Below are 17,671 nucleotides of genomic sequence, written 5' to 3'. Positions count from 1 at the left end.
CGGGAACAAGGCAGCCCCAGGGCTGCCTGTTGCGACGGCTCAGGCCGCCGCGGGCGGCACGAAGGTCTGCCAGTACCCGGGCCGCGAGGCCTGGTCGGCATAGGACGCCAGCCGGTCGGCCGCCACGCCCAGCAGGTCGGTGGCGCGCTTGCCCCGGCCCTGCACGTACTCGTCCAGCTCTCGCACGCTGCGCGCCAGCACCTCGTACCCCCCGGTGAACACCGCCGAGGTCATCTCGGTGGCGCAGGCGCCCGCCAGCAGGAACCGGGCCACGTCGAGGCCGCTGCGCGCGCCGTTGGTGGCCAGCAGGGGGTAGTCCGGCCCCAGCCGCTTGCGGCTCAGCGCCAGCCAGCGTGCCGTCAGCGGCAGCGCCCAGCCGCCGCCCAGCGCGGCCGACGTGCCCAGCACGGGCGCCTCGGTGTCGAGATCGGGCAGGAAGCCCATGAAGCGTCCCATCATCACCACCGCGTCCGCGCCCGCCTGTCTGGCCGCCTCGGCCAGGGCCGCGACGTCCTCGCTCTGCCCGGTCAGCTTGATCCACAGCGGCAGCCGGGTCGCGGCACGCAGCGTGCGGACGATGGTCGTGATGCGTTCGCTGCTGCGTTCCAGCACGATGGCGCCGCGCGCGGCCTCCTCGCCGTGGGGCGCGCCGATGTTCACTTCCAGCACCCGCAGGCCCATCTGCTCGATGGCCCGCGCATAGCGCGCGCACTGGTCGAGATCGCTCAGGATCAGGCTGGGGATGACGTAGGCGCCCTGCGCCGCGGCTTCGCGATCCAGCGCGACCAGTTGCTCCATCCAGGGTTCGAACTCCAGCTGGATCAGGCCCGAGCGGCACAGCAGTTGCGCGTCGGCGGGCGGCGCGAAGTTCCAAGGCAGCCGGCGCCAGTCGCTGCCCAGCAGCGCGTAGTCGGTACGGTCCAGTTGCTGCCTGGCCGCGGCCGATTCATTGACGGACTTGGCGACCACGGCGCCCACGCCCGCCCGCAGGGCGGCGCGGATACCGTCGGCCGTCATGGTGTGTTCCCCCGATCCGCAGATCACGGGGTTCTTCAAGGGCAGCGATCCCACCGCCACTTCGAGTCTGGACATGGAATTCTCTTCGGATGTCGGCCGGGCACGCCCGGCCGCTTCAATTCTTCCCGGCGCCGGCCAGCCCCAGGTGCTTGTAGGAAACCCCGTTCAGGCGCTCGGTCAGCGCGGCGGCGGCCTGCTGCACCAGCTTCACCATGCCGGGCGGCGGCGGCGAAGGCACGTCCTTGCTCGCGCCGATCACGCCGATGATGCCCACCAGCTCGTCGCTCTTTTCCGAGCCGCGGAAAATGGGCGCGGCCAGCACGTTGATGCCTTCCAGCACCTCGCCGTTGGCTTCTTCGAACAGCCGCTCGCGTATCAACGCCAGGCGTTCCAGGATGCGCGCAGGTTCGACCATGGAGCGGTCGGTGTAGGCCTGCAGCTCGCGCCGGAGGATCTTGCGCTGCGTGGCGGCATCGCAGTAGGCCAGCACGATCCGGCCCTGGGCCGAGCAGTGATGCGGCACGCGGTTGCCGGGCTTGACGGTGATGCAGACCTGGTTGGTCGACTCCACCGATGAGATGACCAGCGCCGAGTCCTCGGTGACCGCGGACAGCAGCGCCGTCTGGCTGGTCTGGTCGCGCAGCTGCGTCAGGTAGGGATCGGCGATCAGCCGCAGGTCGAACTGCTCGCCCGCGGCGGTTCCGTAGGACACCAGCTTGGCGCCCAGCCGGTATTTCTCGCTGACCAGATCCTGTTCGACGATGCCGATCTGCCGCAGGGAAGCCAGGTGCCGGTAGACGCGCGGCTTGGGCTCGTCGATGGCCAGCGCCAGCTCGGTCACGCCCAGCGGACGCCGTGCCGCGGCCAACTGGTCGAGTATCGTGAAGACGATGGCCACCGACTCCAGCAGCGCGGGCCCCGCCCCCTTGGCCGAGGTCGCGGGTGCTTCCGGTTCCGTCTTCTTTGCGGCGCTGGTCCTCATGCTTCTCCTCAGATACCCATCAGGGCGGATGCGTTCGTGGAGGTCATTTTACGAACATCCGCCTCGGAGTAGCCCAGGTCCAGGCAGGTCCGGATCACGTGGCGGAAACCGTCCACGATCCGCGGATTGCCCTGCTGGCCGAGATCCGAGCCCAGTATGGTCCGGTCCACCGTGCCGGCCTCGATGATCTGGCGCAGGAACTCCGGTTCGTAGAACTTGAACTTGGAGCCGGGCACCCACATGCACATCGAGTGCTCCATGTAGACGCCGTCGCGGGCCAGCACCTTCATGTCGTCGAGCGTGGCATCCACCACGTAGGTGGGATGGTTGACCAGCAGACGCTTGACGCCGCGCTTGCGGGCTTCGTCGAACAGCGGCCAGATCTCCGAGATGTGCAGGTGCCCCGCGGACAGCACCACGTCGGCCTCGGCGATCAGGTCGAGGATGTCCTTGACCTCGTCCTTGAGCTTGCCGCCGGCATCCAGCACCGTCAGCGGCACCGGGTCGATCATCTTCTTCTTGGTCTGCGGGAATTTCTCGGTGAATTTGTGATCCTGCTTGTGGTGGTCGATGTGATTGGCCGACGAGAAGGTCGGCATCCACACCAGGCGCGCGCCCAGCTTGATGCCATGCTCGACCGCGTGCACGTTCAGGCCTCCCACCGCGTTGTTCAGCGGCACGCCGGACAGCATGAGCACGCCCAGGTTGCTGAAATGCTTGTTCAGCAGATAGGTGACGGGGGTGGCCGAGTAATAGTGGTCCTTCAGCAGCACGGCTTTCAGGCCGGCCTCGGAGGCTTCCCGCATGGCCTCCAGGTGGTCCAGGTAACGGGCCATCACCGACGGGCCGCTGTGGCAATGCAGGTCGATGGCGCCCTTGACGAGGTTTTCGACCCGGAGATCCAGCTCGGTGGCCGGGGTTGCGACGACAGAAGTATTCATGGGTTGCACTCCGATGTTTGAAGAAAGGCCGCGGCCATGCGCCCGCCCAGGCCCAGCGCGGCGGCGCGCAGCCAGCCCTGGTCCGAGCCGATCACGAACAGGCTGACGCCGCGCGCGGCGTAGGCGGCCAGCGCGTCGGCATCGGGAAGGAAAATGCCGACGGCGACCCCGGCGGCCGCGCCGGCCTGGATCACCGTGTCGACCGCCTGCGCGACCAGGGGATGATCGAGTTCCGTCACGCCATAGGAAACCGCCAGGTCGGCGCGTCCGATGAACAGGCAATCGACCCCGGGCACGGCGGCGATCGCGGCGATGTTGTCCACGCCCGCGCGGTCCTCGATCTGGCACAGCACGCTGACGCCGGCATCGGCTTCCCGCATGTGCCGCGCCATGGGCAGCGCGCCATATCCGCCCGAGCGCGGCGAATTGCTGTAGCCGCGCATGCCATCGGCGTAGCGGGTCCGCGCGACGATCTCGCGGGCACACTCGGCATCGACCACGTGCGGCACCAGCACGCCCGCGGCCCCCATGTCCAGCACGCGCAGCACGCTGGCGGCACCGGGGTCGGGCAGGCGCACGACCGCCGCGGTGCCGGCCGCGCGCGCGGCCAGCGCGCACTGGTCCAGCTGCGCCGGATCGAACACGGCATGCTCGGCATCGAGCACGACGAAGTCCAGGCCGGCGCCGCCGGCGATCTCGACGTGCTGGTAGGCGGGTGTCTTGATGAACGTCCCGCCCAGCGGCGCGCGCTCGCGCAGGCGGGCGCGGAAGGCCTGGTTCGCGGTGGCCATGGTCACTCGAACTCGGCGCGCTGGTACTCGACCAGGTGCTTGTAGTCTTCGCGCAGCGGCGCGAACACGTCCAGGTTCAGGACCACCTCGTCGCCCACGGGCTCGGCATAGTGCACCACGTGCGGCGGGATGCGGATCATGCTGCCCGGGCCGCCCTCGACCACTTCGTCGCCCAGGTGGAAGCGCACACGGCCCTGCACGATGATCACCAGTTGCTCGAAGGTGTGGCTGTGCGGATTGGTGTCCATGCCCGGCGTCAGCCAGTTCATGACGCACATCACGTCGTCGCCGCGGAACCCGACCCGCTCCACGCCCTTGCGTACGGTTTCCCGGGCCAGGTCGTTCCAGTTATGCAGATTCGCCAATGCCATACCGCCTCCTTGAGTTCGCTTCATTGCACCGTGACGCCCGCGGTTTCCAGCAGCTTGCTCCAGCGCGGGATGTCCAGCTTCAGGCGCGCCGTGACGCGCTCCGGCGTACCGCCTTCCGGCTCGGCGCCGATATCGGTGATGCGGCGCCGGACCTCCTCCTTGGCCAGGCCCTCGTTCAGGGCGCGGTTCAGCTTCTGGATGATGGCGGCCGGCGTGCCGCGTGGAGCGTTCAATGACAGCCAGGAACTGGCGTCGAAGCCGGGATATCCCAGTTCGGCCACGGTGGGCACCGACGGCAGCATGTTGGAACGCTTGGGCGTGGTCACCGCCAGGGCGCGCAGCTTGCCCGACTTCACCAGCGGCGTGGCGGTCGGCACGATGTCCATCATCACCTGCACGTTGCCGCCGACCAGGTCGGTCAGCGCGGGCGAGCTGCCCTTGTAGGGCACGTGCATCCAGCTGACGCCGGCCACTTGCTGGAAATACTCCCCCATCAGGTGATTGATGCTGCCGCTGCCGGCCGACCCCATGGCCAGCGGACGCGGGCTGGACTTGGACAAGGCGATCAGCTCGGCCACGGTGTTGGCCTTGAGCGCGGGATTCACCACCAGGATGCCCGGGGTGCTGGCGTACCAGATCACCGGATCCAGCCGCTCCAGCGGATCGAACTTGCGCTCCTTGAACAGCGCCGGGCTGACCGTCAGCGGCCCGGCCGCGCCGACCGCGAGCGTGTAACCGTCGGGCGCGGCTTTAGCCACTTCTTCCATGGCCAGCAAACCGCCCGCGCCGGGGCGGTTTTCCACGATCACGGCCTGGCCCAGGCTTTCGTTCAGCGATTGCGCCATCAGGCGGCCGACGATGTCGACCGCGCCGCCCGGCGCGAACGGCACGATCAGCCGGATGGGCTTGGTGGGATAGGTCTGGGCCACCGACACGCCACAAACGGACATGCAGGCGAGGACGATGGCGCCGCCGCGCCAGACGGTGGCGGGGAAAAACCGCGGGAATGACATGGTGTCTCCTTGTTCGAGCGTGAGCGTCCCCCTGCCTGCACGGCATGGGCGCGAGATTCCGGGAACGAGGGAGAGACGGGGGAGATTGCGGGCACGGGGCCCGCTCCTGTCTCTCATTTGTTCTTTTAAAAAGAAAAGAATTTCTTTGTAAGAAACATGGTAAAGAGCCGGACCGGGGGTGTCAAGCGCCCACGCAGGCGACGGGCGAAAAAAAACGAGGCCCGAAGGCCTCGTTCTCGGCGGCGGAACCCGGACGCGTCAGGCAACGCCCGCCGCGTGCGCCTGCTGGTCGGCGTGGTAGGACGAACGCACCATCGCGCCCACGGCGGCATGGGTGAAACCCATGGCGTAGGCCTCGCGCTCGAACATCGCGAAGGTATCGGGATGCACGTAGCGCAGCACCGGCAGGTGGTGCTCGGAAGGCTGCAGGTACTGCCCGATGGTGATCATGTCGACGTTGTGCGCGCGCATGTCGCGCATCACCTGCAGGATCTCCTCGTCGGTCTCGCCCAGGCCCAGCATCAGGCCGGACTTGGTCGGCACGTCCGGATGCAGCGCCTTGAACTCGGCCAGCAGCCTGAGCGAATGCTCGTAGTTCGAACCCGGGCGCGCCTGCTTGTACAGGCGGGGCACGGTTTCCAGGTTGTGGTTCATGACGTCGGGCGGGCCGGCGTTCAGGATGGCCAGCGCGCGATCCAGGCGGCCGCGGAAGTCGGGTACCAGGATCTCGATGCGGGTCGAGGGCGACAGCTCGCGCGTCTTGGCGATGCACTCCACGAAGTGGGCGGCGCCGCCGTCGCGCAGGTCGTCGCGGTCCACCGAGGTGATCACGACATAGTTGAGCTTCAGCGCGGCGATGGTGCGGGCCAGGTTCAGGGGCTCGTCGGTGTCCAGCGGATCGGGACGGCCGTGGCCCACATCACAGAACGGACAGCGGCGGGTGCACTTGTCGCCCATGATCATGAACGTGGCCGTGCCCTTGCCGAAGCACTCGCCGATGTTCGGACACGAGGCTTCCTCGCACACCGTGTGCAGGTTGTGTTCGCGCAGGATGCGCTTGATGTCGTAGAAACGCGACCCCGGGGACGCCGCCTTCACGCGGATCCATTCCGGCTTCTTGAGCCGCTCCACCTGCACGACCTTGACGGGAATGCGCGAGACCTTGGATTCGGATTTCTGCTTCTGCAGCGGATCGTAGGCCGGTGCCGCCACGGGTGCGTCGGCATTGCCGCCCACGGCGGACGTTTCGGGCACAGAGCTCATCGACTGGTTCCTGTTCGGCGTGACCGGGGTAGAACCGGGGGCCGGGATTAGTAAAGACCCTTATTCTACCGCCGCCGGCGCCGGGGCGGCCAAAGCCCCTGCCGGCGCCCGGGCCGTCAGCGTCCGTTCCAGGTGGCGCGCAAGGCGGTTGCCGGCCTCTTCCAGGCCGATCCCGCAACCGCAGGACGCCAGGTCCACGGTCCTCAATCCCGCGTAGCCGCAAGGGTTGATCCAGGTGAAGGGCGACAGGTCCATCGCCACGTTCAGCGCCACGCCGTGATAGGTGCAGCCGCGATGGACCTTGATGCCCAGCGCGGAAATCTTGGCCAGCTCCAGCGCCGCCTGGGGCGGCCGGGGCCAGTCGACGTAGACGCCGGGGGCGTCCGGCTTGCGGCGCGCATCGGGCAGGCCCAGGCCGGCCAGCATGTCGATCACCGCCTGCTCCACCCGCGCCACGTATTCCTTGACGAAGTACCCCGCCCGCTTCAGGTCCAGCAGCACATAGGCCACCACCTGGCCCGGGCCGTGGTAGGTCACCTGCCCGCCCCGATCGCTCTTGACCACCGGCACGTCGCGCGGCGCCAGCACGTGTTCGGGCTTGCCGGCCAGGCCCAGCGTGAAGACCGGCGGATGCTCCACCAGCCAGATCTCGTCCGGCGTCTCGGGCCCGCGCGCGGCCGTGAAGGCCTTCATGGCCTCCCAGGTCTCGTGGTAGTCGGCGGGGGACGGCAGCCAGCGGATCAGCATGCGGCGTTACAGCACGTACTTGACCATGGGGTGCGAGGTCAGCTCGCGATACAGGGCGTCCAGCTGCTCGCGCGAGGTGGCCCGCACGATGAAGGTCAGGCCCAGGTAATTGCCGCCCGAGCTGGGCCGCCTTTCCACCGTTTCTGGGTCGAACCCGGGATCGTGGCGCAGGACGACCTCGGTCAGCACCGCGACGAAATCGGGGTGATGGGCGCCCATGACCTTGATCGGAAAGTCCGACGGGTATTCGATCAGCGAATCGGGAACTTCAGGTAAATCTGCCATGATGAATCAAAGCCTTGCGATCGCCTCGTCGTATCCCTCGCGCAGCCGCGCATAGACCGGCCCGGGTCGGCCATTGCCGACGGGCTTGCCGTCCAGGGATACGACGGGCAGGATTTCCTTGGTGGCCGACGACAGCATCAGTTCGTCGGCCGCGTCGACCTCGGCCCGGGAAATCTGCCGCATCTCCAGCGGAATGCCCCGGGCCGCGGCCATGTCCTCGATGAAACCGTAGCGGATGCCTTCCAGGATGAGGTTGTCCTTCAGGGGCGCCAGCAGCCGGCCGTCCTTGACGACCCAGACGTTGCTGGACGAGCCCTCGGAAAGATGGCCGTCGCGGAACATCACCACCTCGGGCACGTCGCGATCGGCCGCGAACTGCCGCGCCAGCACGTTGCCCAGCAGCGAGGTGGACTTGATCTCGCAATGCAGCCAGCGCTCGTCCGGCATGCTGACCGTCTTCACGCCGTTTTCCCGCGCCTGCGCCGAGGGCCGCGCGAACGGGCTGCTCATGCCGAACACCGTGGGCACTACCTGCGCCGGAAAGGCATGGTCACGCTTGGCCACGCCCCGGGTCAGCTGCAGGTAGACGATCTGGTCCTGTGCATCCGAGGTTTCGATCAGCTTGCCCACCAGATCCTGCCACTGCTGAACCGTATGCGGATTCGGAATCCGGATCGCGGCCAGGCTGCGCTCCAGCCGGGCCAGATGCTGCGCCATCCGGAACGGCTTGCGCCCATACACCGGCACGACCTCGTAGATCCCGTCGCCGAAGATGAACCCCCGGTCCAGCACGGATATCTTGGCCTGCGACAACGGCGTGAACTCGCCGTTCAGATAGACCCGAGGATCACCCTCGATACCAGGAATCATTCCAACCCCACAATGAGAGCCCGGACAAACATACCGCACGATCACCATCCTACACCCGCCATCACCCCGGTGTTACCCAGGATGCGGTGGATCCGGCTTTGCCGGTCCGCCCACATCGCCCCCCTTGGGGGGCGCGCGTCAGCGCGTAGGGGGGATCACTGAAACCAGAGACGAACCGCGTCGAACGCCCGGCCGAAGATGCCGGCCACGTCCACGGGTTCGAGCACGGTCAGCGGCACTTCGCGCACCGGCTTGTCGTTCAGGGTCAGCTTGACCGTGCCCACCTGCTGGCCCGCCTGCAGCGGCGCGACCAGGGGATCGGTGCGTTCGATGGTGGACTTGACGTTGCCGGCCTGGCCGCGCGGCACGGTCACCCAGATCGCCGACGGCGAACCCAGCTTGGCCTTGCCCACGCTGCCCTTCCAGACCTTGGGCTCCACCACCGCCTGCTTGGCGTCGTAGACCTTGACGGTATCGAAGTTCTGGAAGCCCCAGTTCAGCAGCTTCAGGCTTTCCTGCGCCCGGGCGTTCTCGCTCGAGGCGCCCACCAGCACCGTCAGCACGCGACGGTCGCCGCGCATCGCCGAGGCGATCAGGCAATAGCCCGCGGCATCGGTATGGCCGGTCTTCATGCCATCCACCGACGGATCCACCCACAGCAGCCGGTTGCGATTGGGCTGGGTGATCTTGTTGTAGGTGAACTGGCGTTCCTTGTAGTAGCCGTAGTAGTCGGGATGATCCTGGATCAGCCGCTTGGCCAGCAGGGCCAGGTCGCGCACGGTGGTCACGTGCTGCGGGTCGGGCAGGCCCGTGGAGTTGGTGAAGTGCGTCTCCTTCAGGCCCAGGCGCGCGGCTTCCTGGTTCATCAGCGCGACGAACGCGTCCTCGCTGCCGGCCACGGCCTCGGCCAGCGCCACGGTGGCGTCGTTGCCGGACTGCGTGATCATGCCGCGGATCAGTTCTTCGACCGTGACGGGCTTGCGCGGCTCGATGAACATGCGCGAGCCGCCCGTGCGCCACGCCTTCTGCGACACGTTGACCGTCTGGGCCAGCGTCAGGCGCTTTTCCTTGAGCGCGTTGAACACCAGGTAGGCCGACATGACCTTGGTGAGCGAGGCGGGCTCGATGCGTTCGCTCGAACGTTCCTCGGCCAGGACCTGGTCGCTGGTGACATCGATGGTCACCCACGCGCGCGCCGCGATCGCGGGTGCCGGCACGGAAGCCAGCAGGCCGACGGTCGACATCGGCGGCGCGGACGGCGTCGCGGTGGAAGTGGTGGCGGGCGGTGCGGCGGCGGCCAGGGCGGAGGCAGGCATGGCGGCCGGGAACGCGAGAAAGCAGGCGGAAGCCACGGTGGCCAGTGCGAACCGACGTCCCGGACCAGACGAGAAAAAGCGCAGTTTCATGTGGGAGGATGGTCGTGCAAGAGGGGCATGCCGCCGGGCATGCCCTGGGGCCGCCTGGCGCTCGCCCCGCGATGCGGGGTGGAAAACGTGATTATAGGCACCCGGGCCGCCGGGCCGGCGACGCGGTGCCGGACACCTGATGCAACCGAATGCTACAGCTGGATCGCGTCGCGGCGGTCATCCCAGGACCCGGGCCAGGTAGGCCAGCACCAGCCGCTTCACGACCACCAGGTTGCCGTGGAAGAAGTGGCCCGAGCCAGGGATGACCGTTACCGGAAGGCTTTGCGGGCGCGCCCAGTCCATGACGGATTGCAGCGGCACGGTATCGTCCTGTTCGCCGTGAATGACCAGGGTGTCTTCCGGCACGCTGGCCACGGAAAACCGGCTGGCCGCGGTCCCCAGCAGCACCAGGCCCGCGATGTCCAGCCCGCGCTCGCTCCGCGGTCCGCAGCCGGCGTGGACCTGGCTGGCCACCGCGCTGCCGAACGAGAATCCGCCCAGCACGAAGCGCCCGCCGGCCAGGGCCGGGTAACGGTCGCGGAACTGGTCCACCACGCCCAGCATGTCGGCGGCTTCGCCCTGGCCGTTGTCGAATTCCCCCGCCGATGCGCCCACGCCCCGGAAGTTGGGCCGCAGCGCCGCCAGCCCCTGCTGGAGGCAGGCGCGAGCGATCGTGGTGACCACCTTGTTGTCGCGCGTGCCGCCGAACAGCGGATGCGGATGCAGGACCAGCGCCCACCCGCGCGCGGATTCCAGGCCGCCTTCGGGAATATCGAGCGCGCAATCGACGGCACCGGCGCCGCCCTCCAGGACCAGGTGTTCCGTGGTGATGGCCATGCGAACCTCAGATCCTCAGGCGTTCGACCGGCTCGCCCCGCACCAGGTGCGAGTCGATGATCTCGTCGATGTCGCTCTGGTCCACGTAGGTGTACCAGACGCCCTCGGGATAGACCACCAGCACGGGGCCTTCCTCGCAGCGATCCAGGCAGCCCGCCTTGTTGATGCGGATCTCGCCCTTGCCGGCCAGCCCCAGCTGCTTGATGCGTTTCTTGGCGTAGTCCTGCATGGCTTGCGCACCCTGGCGCGCACAGCTGGGCCGGGGGGCATCGGCCCCGCGCTCGTTCAGGCAGAAGAAGACGTGGTGTTTGTAGTAGGACTCCATACCGGCTCGCAAAGGAATGGGGACTTCGGGTGGTCAGGCGGAACGCCGCCGGGCCAGGAAAAAGAGGGCCGCCAGCGGCCAGATCACGGACAGGCCGAGCGTGAGCGACTCCAGGTGCAGCCAGCCCGTGCGGGCCATCGCGGTCGTCATGTCGAAATATTGGTCGGACGGAAACAGGTTGACGATGCCCAGTTGCACGCACAGCGCCGTGATGCCCAGGGCCCGCTGCCAGGCCGGTTTCAGGTAGGCCATGCCCGTCGCCAGCAGCAGTCCGGCCGCCGTGCCCACGGCGGCCCCGGCGGTGACCCACGCGCCGGGCGCCTGCCCGGGGACGGCCAGGGGCTGCAGGGCCGCCTTCGCCAGCACGGCGCAGGCGACCAGCACGAGAGGAAGGATACCGCGCGCCGGCACCGGGCGCGCCACGTGCAGGAGCAGCATCGCGGCCCCCACCACCGCGGCGGCGGTGCAGATCTGTTCGGCAACGATGCGCTGCGCCGGCTCGGGCGACCACAGGAAGCCCACCACGTCCGATGGCAGCGCGGCCCAGTCGCCCAGCAGCAGCCACAGCTCGCCGGTACCGAACAGCATGGGCTGGCGCGGGATCTGCATGAACACCCACAGCATCGCCAGGATCAGCGCAGGGCCGGCCTCGGGGCGGAACCACCGCTGGCGCCAGCGCGCCAGCGCGCCATGGCCGATCAGCCAGGAGGCCGTGGCGGTGCCGGCCAGCGCGCCCAGCAGGGCGCCGGCGGTATTGGCGGCGAGGTCCACGTTCGAGGCGATGCGATTGGGCAGATAGGTCTGCAATGCCTCCAGCGCACCCGACAGCAGTCCGCAGCACACCGTGGCCAAGGCAACGGCCAGCAGGCCCCTGCAGGCCGGATAGACGGCCCAGACGAACAACGCGCCGACCGGCAGATAGGCGGCGACGTTGGCGATGATCTCCGAGCCGACCCAGTATTGCGGCCATGGCGCGCGCAGGTAGGCGAACGCCGGCACGCCGACGTCCACCCAGCCCGAGAACGGATACAGGCTGGCGTAGACGACCAGCAGGACGATGATGGACAGCGCCAGCCGCGCCAGCGGCGCGCCGTGCAGGCCCGATGGCACGGGCACGGCGGACGGGGGGATCGGGGTGCCCTCGTGTCGCTGCGCGACATCCTCCCTGGGGGAGGGAGCACGTCCTTCGGGCGGCGTGCTCATGGGCGGCGGGAGCAAAACGTAAACGACATGACTCAAGTTTATGCGTTTTGCGGGCTCCGGCATGCGAAATCCGCCGGCTCTGCCTACAATCCCGTGTTTCCGCGTTCCACGCGCGGCCCTCGACGAAGACCCATGGTTGCACCAGACTCTGCCCTCTCCGACGCCCGGCTTGCCCCGCCCGCGGAGCTTGCCGCCGGCTTGCGGCGCCTGCTGCCGGACTGGACCGTGACGTGGCTGGACGCCACCGCGTCCACCAACGCCGACCTCCAGCAATACCTGCGCCGCGGCGGCACCGGGCCGGCGCTGCTGGGCAGCCACGCGCAAACCTCCGGACGCGGGCGCGCCGGCCGGCCCTGGCGCACCCGCGCGGGCGACGCGCTGCTTTTCTCCTGCGGCTGGCAGGCCGACATCCCGCCCGCGCGCCTGCCGCCGCTGTCGCTGGTGGCGGGCGTGGCCGCGTGCGAGGCCCTGAGCAACCTGCTGGGCAGCGGCGCCGACGGCGCGCTGGCGCTGAAATGGCCCAACGACGTGCAGTGGAACACGGCCAAGCTGGCGGGCATCCTGGTCGAGACCGTGACCGTGCCGGCCTCGGGGCGCATGGGCCTGATCCTGGGCATCGGCATCAACCTTCGCGGCGCGGCCGCGCTGTCGCAGGCGCTGGGCCGCGAGGTCGCCGACTGGGCGCAGACCGGCGGCGCCGACGACCCGGCGCGCCTGGCCGCCACGGTGGCAAGATCCTGGCAGGACGCCATCGCCGGCTACGCCGCCGAGGGCTTCGGCCCGTTCCAGGCACGGTTCGCCCGCTGGGACGCCCTGTACGGCCTGCCGGTGCGGGTCATGGACAACGGACACGTCTTGTTCGAAGGCACGGCCCGGGGCGTGGACGAAAGCGGCAAGCTGCTGGTCCAGGCCGCCGACGGCCTGCGCGCCGTCACCGTGGGCGACATTTCCGTGCGGACGGCCGGCGCATGAGCGCGCCCGCGCGGCCGCCCGGAGGGCGCGCGACCTCCCCCGGGGAGGACGTCGCGCAGCGACAGGAGGGTAGTCCGGTGAGCGCGCCCGCGCGGCCGCCCGGAGGGCGCGCGACCTCCCGCGGGGAGGATGTCGCGAAGCGACAGGAGGGTAGTCCGGTGAACGCGCCCGCGCGGCCGCCCGAAGGGCGCGCGTCCTCCCCCGGGGAGGATGTCGCGCAGCGACAGGAGGGTAGTCCGGTGAACGCGCCCGCGCAGCGTGCGGGCACGCTGCTGATCGACGCCGGCAACACCCGCGTGAAATTCGGCTGGCGGAACGACGACGCGACCTCGGGCCAGGCCGTGCCGCGCACGTCCCTGCAGGTCGCGTTCCGCCACGAGGAAGTGCCCGAGGCCCTGCTGCCCTGGCTGGACGAAGCGGGCCTGCGGCCCCGCGCCGCGCTGGGCTCGAACGTGGCCGGCGATGACAGCGAGCGCACCATCGCCTCGCTGCTGGCGCGCAACGGCTGCGCGGTGGACTGGATACGCGCAGGCCGGCGTCTGCTGGGCGTCACGAATGGCTACCGGCACCCCGAGCGCCTGGGCGCGGATCGCTGGCTCAGCCTGGTGGGGATCTGGAACCGCTGGCGCCGCCAGGCCGCCCCCGGCGCCGCGGCCCCGGTGCATGTGCTGGCCCATTTCGGCACCGCCACCACCGTGGATACCCTGGACGGCTCCGGCCGCTTCGTCGGCGGCCTGATCCTTCCGGGGCGCGACCTGATGCGCCAGTCGCTTGCGGCCGGCACCGCCGGCCTGCCGCGCGCCAACGGCCAGGTCGCGCCTTTTCCCGACAACACCGGCGACGCCATCATGTCCGGCGTGGCGGCGGCCCAGGCCGGCGCGGTGGCGCGCCAGTGGCTGGCCGCGCGCGAACGCTTCCGGCAGGAACCGCTGCTGGTGGCCAGCGGCGGCGCCTGGTCCGCCATCGCCGGGGAAGTCGCCCACCTGATGCGCGCGGCCGGCTCGACGCGCCAGGTGCTGGTCGTCGATAATCCCGTCCTCGACGGCCTGGCCTGCCTGGCCGAATCGGGGCTCGCCCCCTCTTCCTGACCCCCTACCCACCGGCTTTCCATGCGCAGCCTGTTCGTCGTCTTGCTCCTGGCCAACGTGGCGCTCTTCGCGCTGGATCGCGGCTGGTTCGGCCAGCCCTTCTCGGAACGCGGCCGCGATCCCGCCCGGATGCGCTCGGAACTGCGCGCCGACACCATACAGGTCCCCCGGCTGCCCGGCATCAACGCCACCGACGAAGCGCCGCCCGCGCCCGCCGAACCGGCGCAATCCAGTCCGGCGGCCCCGGACGCCGAGCCTTCGGCCGGCGCCGCCGACATCGATGCCGCGCCAGGCTCCGCGGCGCAAACCACACCCCCGGCCGGCGCCGTCATTCCCGCGGCCGCCACGGCCAACGCCGAGCCGGCGCCGGCGATTCCCCCGACCGTTCCCCCCGCCGCGGCGCCGGCCAGCCCGCCCGCGCCGCCCGAACCGCTCGCCTGCGTGGAATGGGGCGCGTTCAGCGAAGCCGACCTCATCATCGCCAGGAAATGGGCGAACGACCACCTGCCGGCCGCGAAACAGGGCACGCGGCGCGAACCGGGCAAGCAGGGATGGATGGTCATCGTGCCGCCGCTGCCCAGCGCCTCGGCCGCGCAGGCCGCGGCCGCCCAGTTCGGCAAGAACGGCGTCAAGGACTACTTCGTGATCCAGGAAGGCGGCCCGCTCCAGCACGCCATTTCGCTGGGCGTCTTCAGCACCGAGGCCGCGGCGAAGAAACAGGCCACGATCCTGCAGGGCCAGGGCGTGCGCAACGCCAAGGTCGTGGCGCGCGGCGCCCAGGGCGGCAAGAGCTGGCTGCGCCTGGACGGCGTCGCCGCCGCCGGCCGCCGCGCCATCGAAGGGGCGCGCAACCTGTTCGACCGCCCCACGGTGCGCGACTGCCGCTGACGGCGCTCAGCGCGTCCGGATGCGCTGCACGAGCTTGGTGGTGGAACGGTCGTGCTCGAAGTCGATGGCCACCGCGTCGCCACCCCAACTGCGCACCAGCGCGGTCTCGGGCAGCTTGTCCATGTCGTAGTCCCCGCCCTTGACGATCAGGTCGGGCCGCAACTGGCCGATCAGCTCCAGCGGCGTGTCCTGGTCGAACCACGTCACCACGTCCACCGAGGCCAGCGCCGCCAGCAGCGCCGCGCGGTCGTCCTGGCTGTTCAGCGGCCGGTCCGGCCCCTTGCCCAGGCGGCGCGCCGAGGCATCGGTGTTCACCGCCACCACCAGCATCGCGCCCAGTTGCGCGGCGGCGTCCAGGTAGGTGACGTGGCCGCGGTGCAGGATGTCGAACACCCCGTTGGTGAAGACCAGCGGGCGCGGCCAGGCCGCGCGGGCGGCCGCGCATGCGGCGGGACTGAGTATCTTGGATTCGAAACGGGCTGGCACGGTCTGGCGGCACGGAAAGGGTGGAACGGCCCATTGTAGAGGTAGCGGGCGGCGGCGCGCGCACGGGGCGATACACTGTGCGCGTCCATGGCCGGGACCTGCCCGGGACGAGGAAATGCGATGCGACTGCTGCTGGTCGAAGACGATCCGATGATAGGCGAGAGCGTGCTGGACGTCCTGCGCGCCGAACACTACGCGGTCGACTGGGTCAAGAACGCCGGCAGCGCGGACACCGCGCTGCGCACCGAGGCCTATGACCTCGTGCTGCTCGACCTGGGCCTGCCCGATGGCGATGGCCTGGACGTGCTGCGCGAACTGCGCGCGCGCAAGGCCCGCATCCCCGTCATCATCGCCACGGCGCGCGACGCCATCGACCAGCGCATCGCCGGCCTGGACGCCGGCGCCGACGACTACGTCGTCAAGCCGTACGACGTGGACGAGATCCTGGCCCGCATCCGCGCGCTGATCCGCCGCAGCGCGGGCCGGGCCGAACCGCTGTACGAACACGACGGCGTCGTCCTCGATCCCGCCACGCACACCGCCACCGTCAACGGCCAGCCCGTCACGCTCACCGCCAAGGAATGGGCGGTGCTCGAACCCCTGCTGGCGCGGCCGGGCCTGATCCTGTCGCGCGCCCAGCTGGAAGAAAAGCTCTACAGCTGGAAGGACGAGATCAGCAGCAACGCGGTCGAGGTCTACATCCACGGCCTGCGCAAGAAACTGGGCACGCAATTCATCCAGACCGTGCGCGGCGTGGGCTACGTCATTCCCAAATCATGAAACTCCTGCCCGGCCACTCCCTGCGCGCGCGCCTGCTGGCCTTCCTGCTGGCCGCCATCTTCCTGGCCGCGCTGGTACAAGGCGCCATCGCCTATCGCGGCGCGCTGGTCCAGACCGACGAGATCTTCGACTACCAGCTGCAGCGCACCGCGCTGGCGCTGGGCAACGGCAATCCGCTGTTCAGCACCGGGCCGGAAGGCGGACTGCTGGACGACCCGGCCGCGCGCGACCTCATCATCCAGATCTGGACGCCGGATGGCGTGCGCCTGTTCCGCTCCACGCCCAAGCTCGTGCTGCCCGACCGCGTCGTCCTGGGCTTCTCCACCGTCGAGGCCGACGGCGCCACCTACCGCATGTACTCGATGGAGGCGCCGCTGCAGATCATCCAGGTCGCCCAGGACGTGCGCGTGCGCACCGGCACGGCGCGCACGCTCGCGCTGCGTACCATCTGGCCCATCGCGGCCATGGCGCCGCTGCTGATGCTGGTCGTCTGGTGGGTGATCAGCCTCTCGCTCGGCCCGGTGGATCGCACGCGCCGCCAGGTCGCCTCGCGCCAGGCCGACGACCTGTCGCCCGTCAGCGAGGCCGGCCTGCCCGACGAAGTCCGGCCCCTGGTCCACGAGCTCAACCTGCTGCTCGGCCGCGTCCGCCAGGCCTTCGACGCGCAGAAACAATTCGTGGGTGACGCCGCGCACGAACTGCGCTCGCCGCTGGCGGCGCTCAAGCTGCAGCTGCAATCGCTGCGCCGCGCCCAGGACGACGCCACCCGCCAGGTGGCGGTGACCCGGCTGGCGGCCGGCATAGACCGCGCCACCCGGCTGGTCGAGCAGTTGCTCTCGCTGGCGCGCCAGGAAGCGCAAGGGCCGGCGCTCGCGGCGGTGGACCTGGGCGACGTCGTGCGCACCGCGCTGGCCGACATCCTGCCCCAGGCCCACGCGCGCGGGGTGGACCTCGGCATGGAAGGCGCCGCCAGCGCGCGTATCGCGGGCCAGGACGAAGCCCTGGTCCTGCTGGTGCGCAACCTGCTGGAAAACGCCGTCAAATACGCCCCCGAATCCGGACGCGTCGACGTCCGGCTCTCGACTGGCCCGCAGGGCGTCACGCTGGACGTGGACGACAACGGCCCCGGCATCCCCCAGATCGAACGCGGCCGCGTCTTCGACCGCTTCTACCGCGCCCACACCGCCGACACCCCCGGCAGCGGCCTGGGCCTGGCCATCGTCAAGGCCATCGCCGACCGCCACCACGCCACGATAGAACTCCTGGACTCCCCCCTGGGCGGCCTGCGCGCGAGGGTGGTGTTTCCCTCCCCTACGCGCTGACGCGCGCAAGGGAAGCCCACCCCCTACCCGCTTGCGCGGGCCCCCTCAAGGGGGCGAAACCGGCGGACTGGCAAAGCCAGATCC

The 17,671-nt window shown here is 69.7% G+C and carries 20 protein-coding genes; 5 read left to right on the top strand and 15 right to left on the bottom strand.

From position 1 onward, the window contains the following. Positions 1-39 precede the first annotated feature (39 nt). The 14 genes from N5K27_RS03680 to N5K27_RS03615 all read right to left on the bottom strand — a co-directional run bounded on the left by N5K27_RS03680 (position 40) and on the right by N5K27_RS03615 (position 12,051). Complete coding sequence (locus N5K27_RS03680) at positions 40-1,092, bottom strand: hypothetical protein (RefSeq protein ID WP_279814730.1); 1,053 nt, start codon at positions 1,090-1,092, stop codon at positions 40-42. A gap of 40 nt (positions 1,093-1,132) precedes the next feature. Further along, entirely contained in the window at positions 1,133-1,999 is an 867-nt protein-coding gene (locus tag N5K27_RS03675; protein WP_279814728.1) for an IclR family transcriptional regulator, read from the bottom strand. Between the two features lie 8 nt (positions 2,000-2,007). Further along, the gene (locus N5K27_RS03670; RefSeq protein ID WP_132979092.1) at positions 2,008-2,940 is read right to left on the bottom strand and encodes a DUF6282 family protein; all 933 of its coding nucleotides are present in this window, start codon (positions 2,938-2,940) and stop codon (positions 2,008-2,010) included. Then, entirely contained in the window at positions 2,937-3,731 is a 795-nt protein-coding gene (locus tag N5K27_RS03665) for an aldolase/citrate lyase family protein (RefSeq protein WP_087836790.1), read from the bottom strand. Before N5K27_RS03665 ends, N5K27_RS03670 begins: the two co-directional genes overlap by 4 nt. 2 nt (positions 3,732-3,733) lie before the next feature. Further along, complete coding sequence (locus N5K27_RS03660) at positions 3,734-4,102, bottom strand: cupin domain-containing protein (protein ID WP_087836789.1); 369 nt, start codon at positions 4,100-4,102, stop codon at positions 3,734-3,736. Positions 4,103-4,122: 20 nt separating this feature from the next. After that, a complete protein-coding gene (locus tag N5K27_RS03655; RefSeq protein WP_279814724.1) occupies positions 4,123-5,115 on the bottom strand; it encodes a tripartite tricarboxylate transporter substrate binding protein in 993 nt (330 codons plus the stop codon). Positions 5,116-5,373: 258 nt separating this feature from the next. Then, positions 5,374-6,378 carry a lipoyl synthase gene (gene lipA / locus N5K27_RS03650; RefSeq protein ID WP_087836787.1) on the bottom strand — a complete coding sequence of 335 codons (1,005 nt, stop codon included), beginning with the start codon at positions 6,376-6,378 and terminating at the stop codon, positions 5,374-5,376. Between the two features lie 60 nt (positions 6,379-6,438). Further along, positions 6,439-7,125 (bottom strand): lipoyl(octanoyl) transferase LipB, encoded by a 687-nt coding sequence (gene lipB / locus N5K27_RS03645; protein ID WP_087836786.1) that lies wholly within the window; start codon positions 7,123-7,125, stop codon positions 6,439-6,441. A 6-nt stretch (positions 7,126-7,131) separates the two neighbouring features. Then, the gene (locus N5K27_RS03640) at positions 7,132-7,410 is read right to left on the bottom strand and encodes a DUF493 family protein (protein ID WP_087836785.1); all 279 of its coding nucleotides are present in this window, start codon (positions 7,408-7,410) and stop codon (positions 7,132-7,134) included. Between the two features lie 6 nt (positions 7,411-7,416). After that, positions 7,417-8,280 carry a D-amino acid aminotransferase gene (locus N5K27_RS03635; RefSeq protein ID WP_087836784.1) on the bottom strand — a complete coding sequence of 288 codons (864 nt, stop codon included), beginning with the start codon at positions 8,278-8,280 and terminating at the stop codon, positions 7,417-7,419. Between the two features lie 155 nt (positions 8,281-8,435). After that, positions 8,436-9,596 carry a D-alanyl-D-alanine carboxypeptidase family protein gene (locus N5K27_RS03630; protein ID WP_254914538.1) on the bottom strand — a complete coding sequence of 387 codons (1,161 nt, stop codon included), beginning with the start codon at positions 9,594-9,596 and terminating at the stop codon, positions 8,436-8,438. A gap of 267 nt (positions 9,597-9,863) precedes the next feature. Next, positions 9,864-10,523 carry an alpha/beta hydrolase gene (locus tag N5K27_RS03625; protein WP_087836782.1) on the bottom strand — a complete coding sequence of 220 codons (660 nt, stop codon included), beginning with the start codon at positions 10,521-10,523 and terminating at the stop codon, positions 9,864-9,866. Between the two features lie 7 nt (positions 10,524-10,530). Next, complete coding sequence (locus tag N5K27_RS03620; protein ID WP_087836781.1) at positions 10,531-10,848, bottom strand: ferredoxin; 318 nt, start codon at positions 10,846-10,848, stop codon at positions 10,531-10,533. 33 nt (positions 10,849-10,881) lie between these two features. Further along, positions 10,882-12,051 (bottom strand): VanZ family protein, encoded by a 1,170-nt coding sequence (locus N5K27_RS03615; protein WP_279814717.1) that lies wholly within the window; start codon positions 12,049-12,051, stop codon positions 10,882-10,884. Positions 12,052-12,183: 132 nt separating this feature from the next. On the opposite strand from N5K27_RS03615, the gene N5K27_RS03610 reads away from it, so the two are divergent. The 3 genes from N5K27_RS03610 to N5K27_RS03600 all read left to right on the top strand — a co-directional run bounded on the left by N5K27_RS03610 (position 12,184) and on the right by N5K27_RS03600 (position 14,999). Beyond that, positions 12,184-13,023: a biotin--[acetyl-CoA-carboxylase] ligase gene (locus tag N5K27_RS03610; protein WP_176400633.1), complete on the top strand. Its 840-nt coding sequence runs from the start codon at positions 12,184-12,186 to the stop codon at positions 13,021-13,023. Positions 13,024-13,262: 239 nt separating this feature from the next. After that, entirely contained in the window at positions 13,263-14,111 is an 849-nt protein-coding gene (locus N5K27_RS03605) for a type III pantothenate kinase (protein ID WP_176400632.1), read from the top strand. Positions 14,112-14,132: 21 nt separating this feature from the next. Next, the gene (locus tag N5K27_RS03600) at positions 14,133-14,999 is read left to right on the top strand and encodes an SPOR domain-containing protein (RefSeq protein ID WP_279814712.1); all 867 of its coding nucleotides are present in this window, start codon (positions 14,133-14,135) and stop codon (positions 14,997-14,999) included. 6 nt (positions 15,000-15,005) lie between these two features. Here N5K27_RS03600 and rfaE2 read toward each other — a convergent pair whose 3' ends face one another. Continuing rightward, entirely contained in the window at positions 15,006-15,485 is a 480-nt protein-coding gene (gene rfaE2 / locus N5K27_RS03595; protein WP_087836777.1) for a D-glycero-beta-D-manno-heptose 1-phosphate adenylyltransferase, read from the bottom strand. Positions 15,486-15,605: 120 nt separating this feature from the next. Here rfaE2 and N5K27_RS03590 point away from each other — a divergent pair, with 120 nt between their 5' ends. Beyond that, complete coding sequence (locus N5K27_RS03590; protein ID WP_087836776.1) at positions 15,606-16,265, top strand: response regulator; 660 nt, start codon at positions 15,606-15,608, stop codon at positions 16,263-16,265. Beyond that, positions 16,262-17,587, top strand: coding sequence for an ATP-binding protein (locus N5K27_RS03585; RefSeq protein WP_279814709.1), 1,326 nt, complete (start codon positions 16,262-16,264; stop codon positions 17,585-17,587). The genes N5K27_RS03590 and N5K27_RS03585 overlap by 4 nt, the downstream gene beginning before the upstream one ends. The last annotated feature ends 84 nt before the right edge of the window (positions 17,588-17,671 follow it).

This window comes from Pigmentiphaga sp. GD03639 (genome assembly GCF_029845405.1).
Classification (GTDB): Bacteria; Pseudomonadota; Gammaproteobacteria; order Burkholderiales; family Burkholderiaceae_B; genus Pigmentiphaga; species Pigmentiphaga daeguensis.
This window is presented reverse-complemented; position numbering and strand designations above follow the sequence as displayed.

Excerpts from the sequence above, each read along its gene's own strand:
- N5K27_RS03680 (WP_279814730.1), bottom strand. The coding sequence starts at position 1,092 with ATGTCCAGACTCGAAGTGGCGGTGGGATCGCTGCCCTTGAAGAACCCC.
- N5K27_RS03675 (WP_279814728.1), bottom strand. The coding sequence starts at position 1,999 with ATGAGGACCAGCGCCGCAAAGAAGACGGAACCGGAAGCACCCGCGACC.
- N5K27_RS03670 (WP_132979092.1), bottom strand. The coding sequence starts at position 2,940 with ATGAATACTTCTGTCGTCGCAACCCCGGCCACCGAGCTGGATCTCCGG.
- N5K27_RS03665 (WP_087836790.1), bottom strand. The coding sequence starts at position 3,731 with ATGGCCACCGCGAACCAGGCCTTCCGCGCCCGCCTGCGCGAGCGCGCG.
- N5K27_RS03660 (WP_087836789.1), bottom strand. The coding sequence starts at position 4,102 with ATGGCATTGGCGAATCTGCATAACTGGAACGACCTGGCCCGGGAAACC.
- N5K27_RS03655 (WP_279814724.1), bottom strand. The coding sequence starts at position 5,115 with ATGTCATTCCCGCGGTTTTTCCCCGCCACCGTCTGGCGCGGCGGCGCC.
- lipA (WP_087836787.1), bottom strand. The coding sequence starts at position 6,378 with ATGAGCTCTGTGCCCGAAACGTCCGCCGTGGGCGGCAATGCCGACGCA.
- lipB (WP_087836786.1), bottom strand. The coding sequence starts at position 7,125 with ATGCTGATCCGCTGGCTGCCGTCCCCCGCCGACTACCACGAGACCTGG.
- N5K27_RS03640 (WP_087836785.1), bottom strand. The coding sequence starts at position 7,410 with ATGGCAGATTTACCTGAAGTTCCCGATTCGCTGATCGAATACCCGTCG.
- N5K27_RS03635 (WP_087836784.1), bottom strand. The coding sequence starts at position 8,280 with ATGATTCCTGGTATCGAGGGTGATCCTCGGGTCTATCTGAACGGCGAG.
- N5K27_RS03630 (WP_254914538.1), bottom strand. The coding sequence starts at position 9,596 with ATGCCTGCCTCCGCCCTGGCCGCCGCCGCACCGCCCGCCACCACTTCC.
- N5K27_RS03625 (WP_087836782.1), bottom strand. The coding sequence starts at position 10,523 with ATGGCCATCACCACGGAACACCTGGTCCTGGAGGGCGGCGCCGGTGCC.
- N5K27_RS03620 (WP_087836781.1), bottom strand. The coding sequence starts at position 10,848 with ATGGAGTCCTACTACAAACACCACGTCTTCTTCTGCCTGAACGAGCGC.
- N5K27_RS03615 (WP_279814717.1), bottom strand. The coding sequence starts at position 12,051 with ATGAGCACGCCGCCCGAAGGACGTGCTCCCTCCCCCAGGGAGGATGTC.
- N5K27_RS03610 (WP_176400633.1), top strand. The coding sequence starts at position 12,184 with ATGGTTGCACCAGACTCTGCCCTCTCCGACGCCCGGCTTGCCCCGCCC.
- N5K27_RS03600 (WP_279814712.1), top strand. The coding sequence starts at position 14,133 with ATGCGCAGCCTGTTCGTCGTCTTGCTCCTGGCCAACGTGGCGCTCTTC.
- N5K27_RS03590 (WP_087836776.1), top strand. The coding sequence starts at position 15,606 with ATGCGACTGCTGCTGGTCGAAGACGATCCGATGATAGGCGAGAGCGTG.
- N5K27_RS03585 (WP_279814709.1), top strand. The coding sequence starts at position 16,262 with ATGAAACTCCTGCCCGGCCACTCCCTGCGCGCGCGCCTGCTGGCCTTC.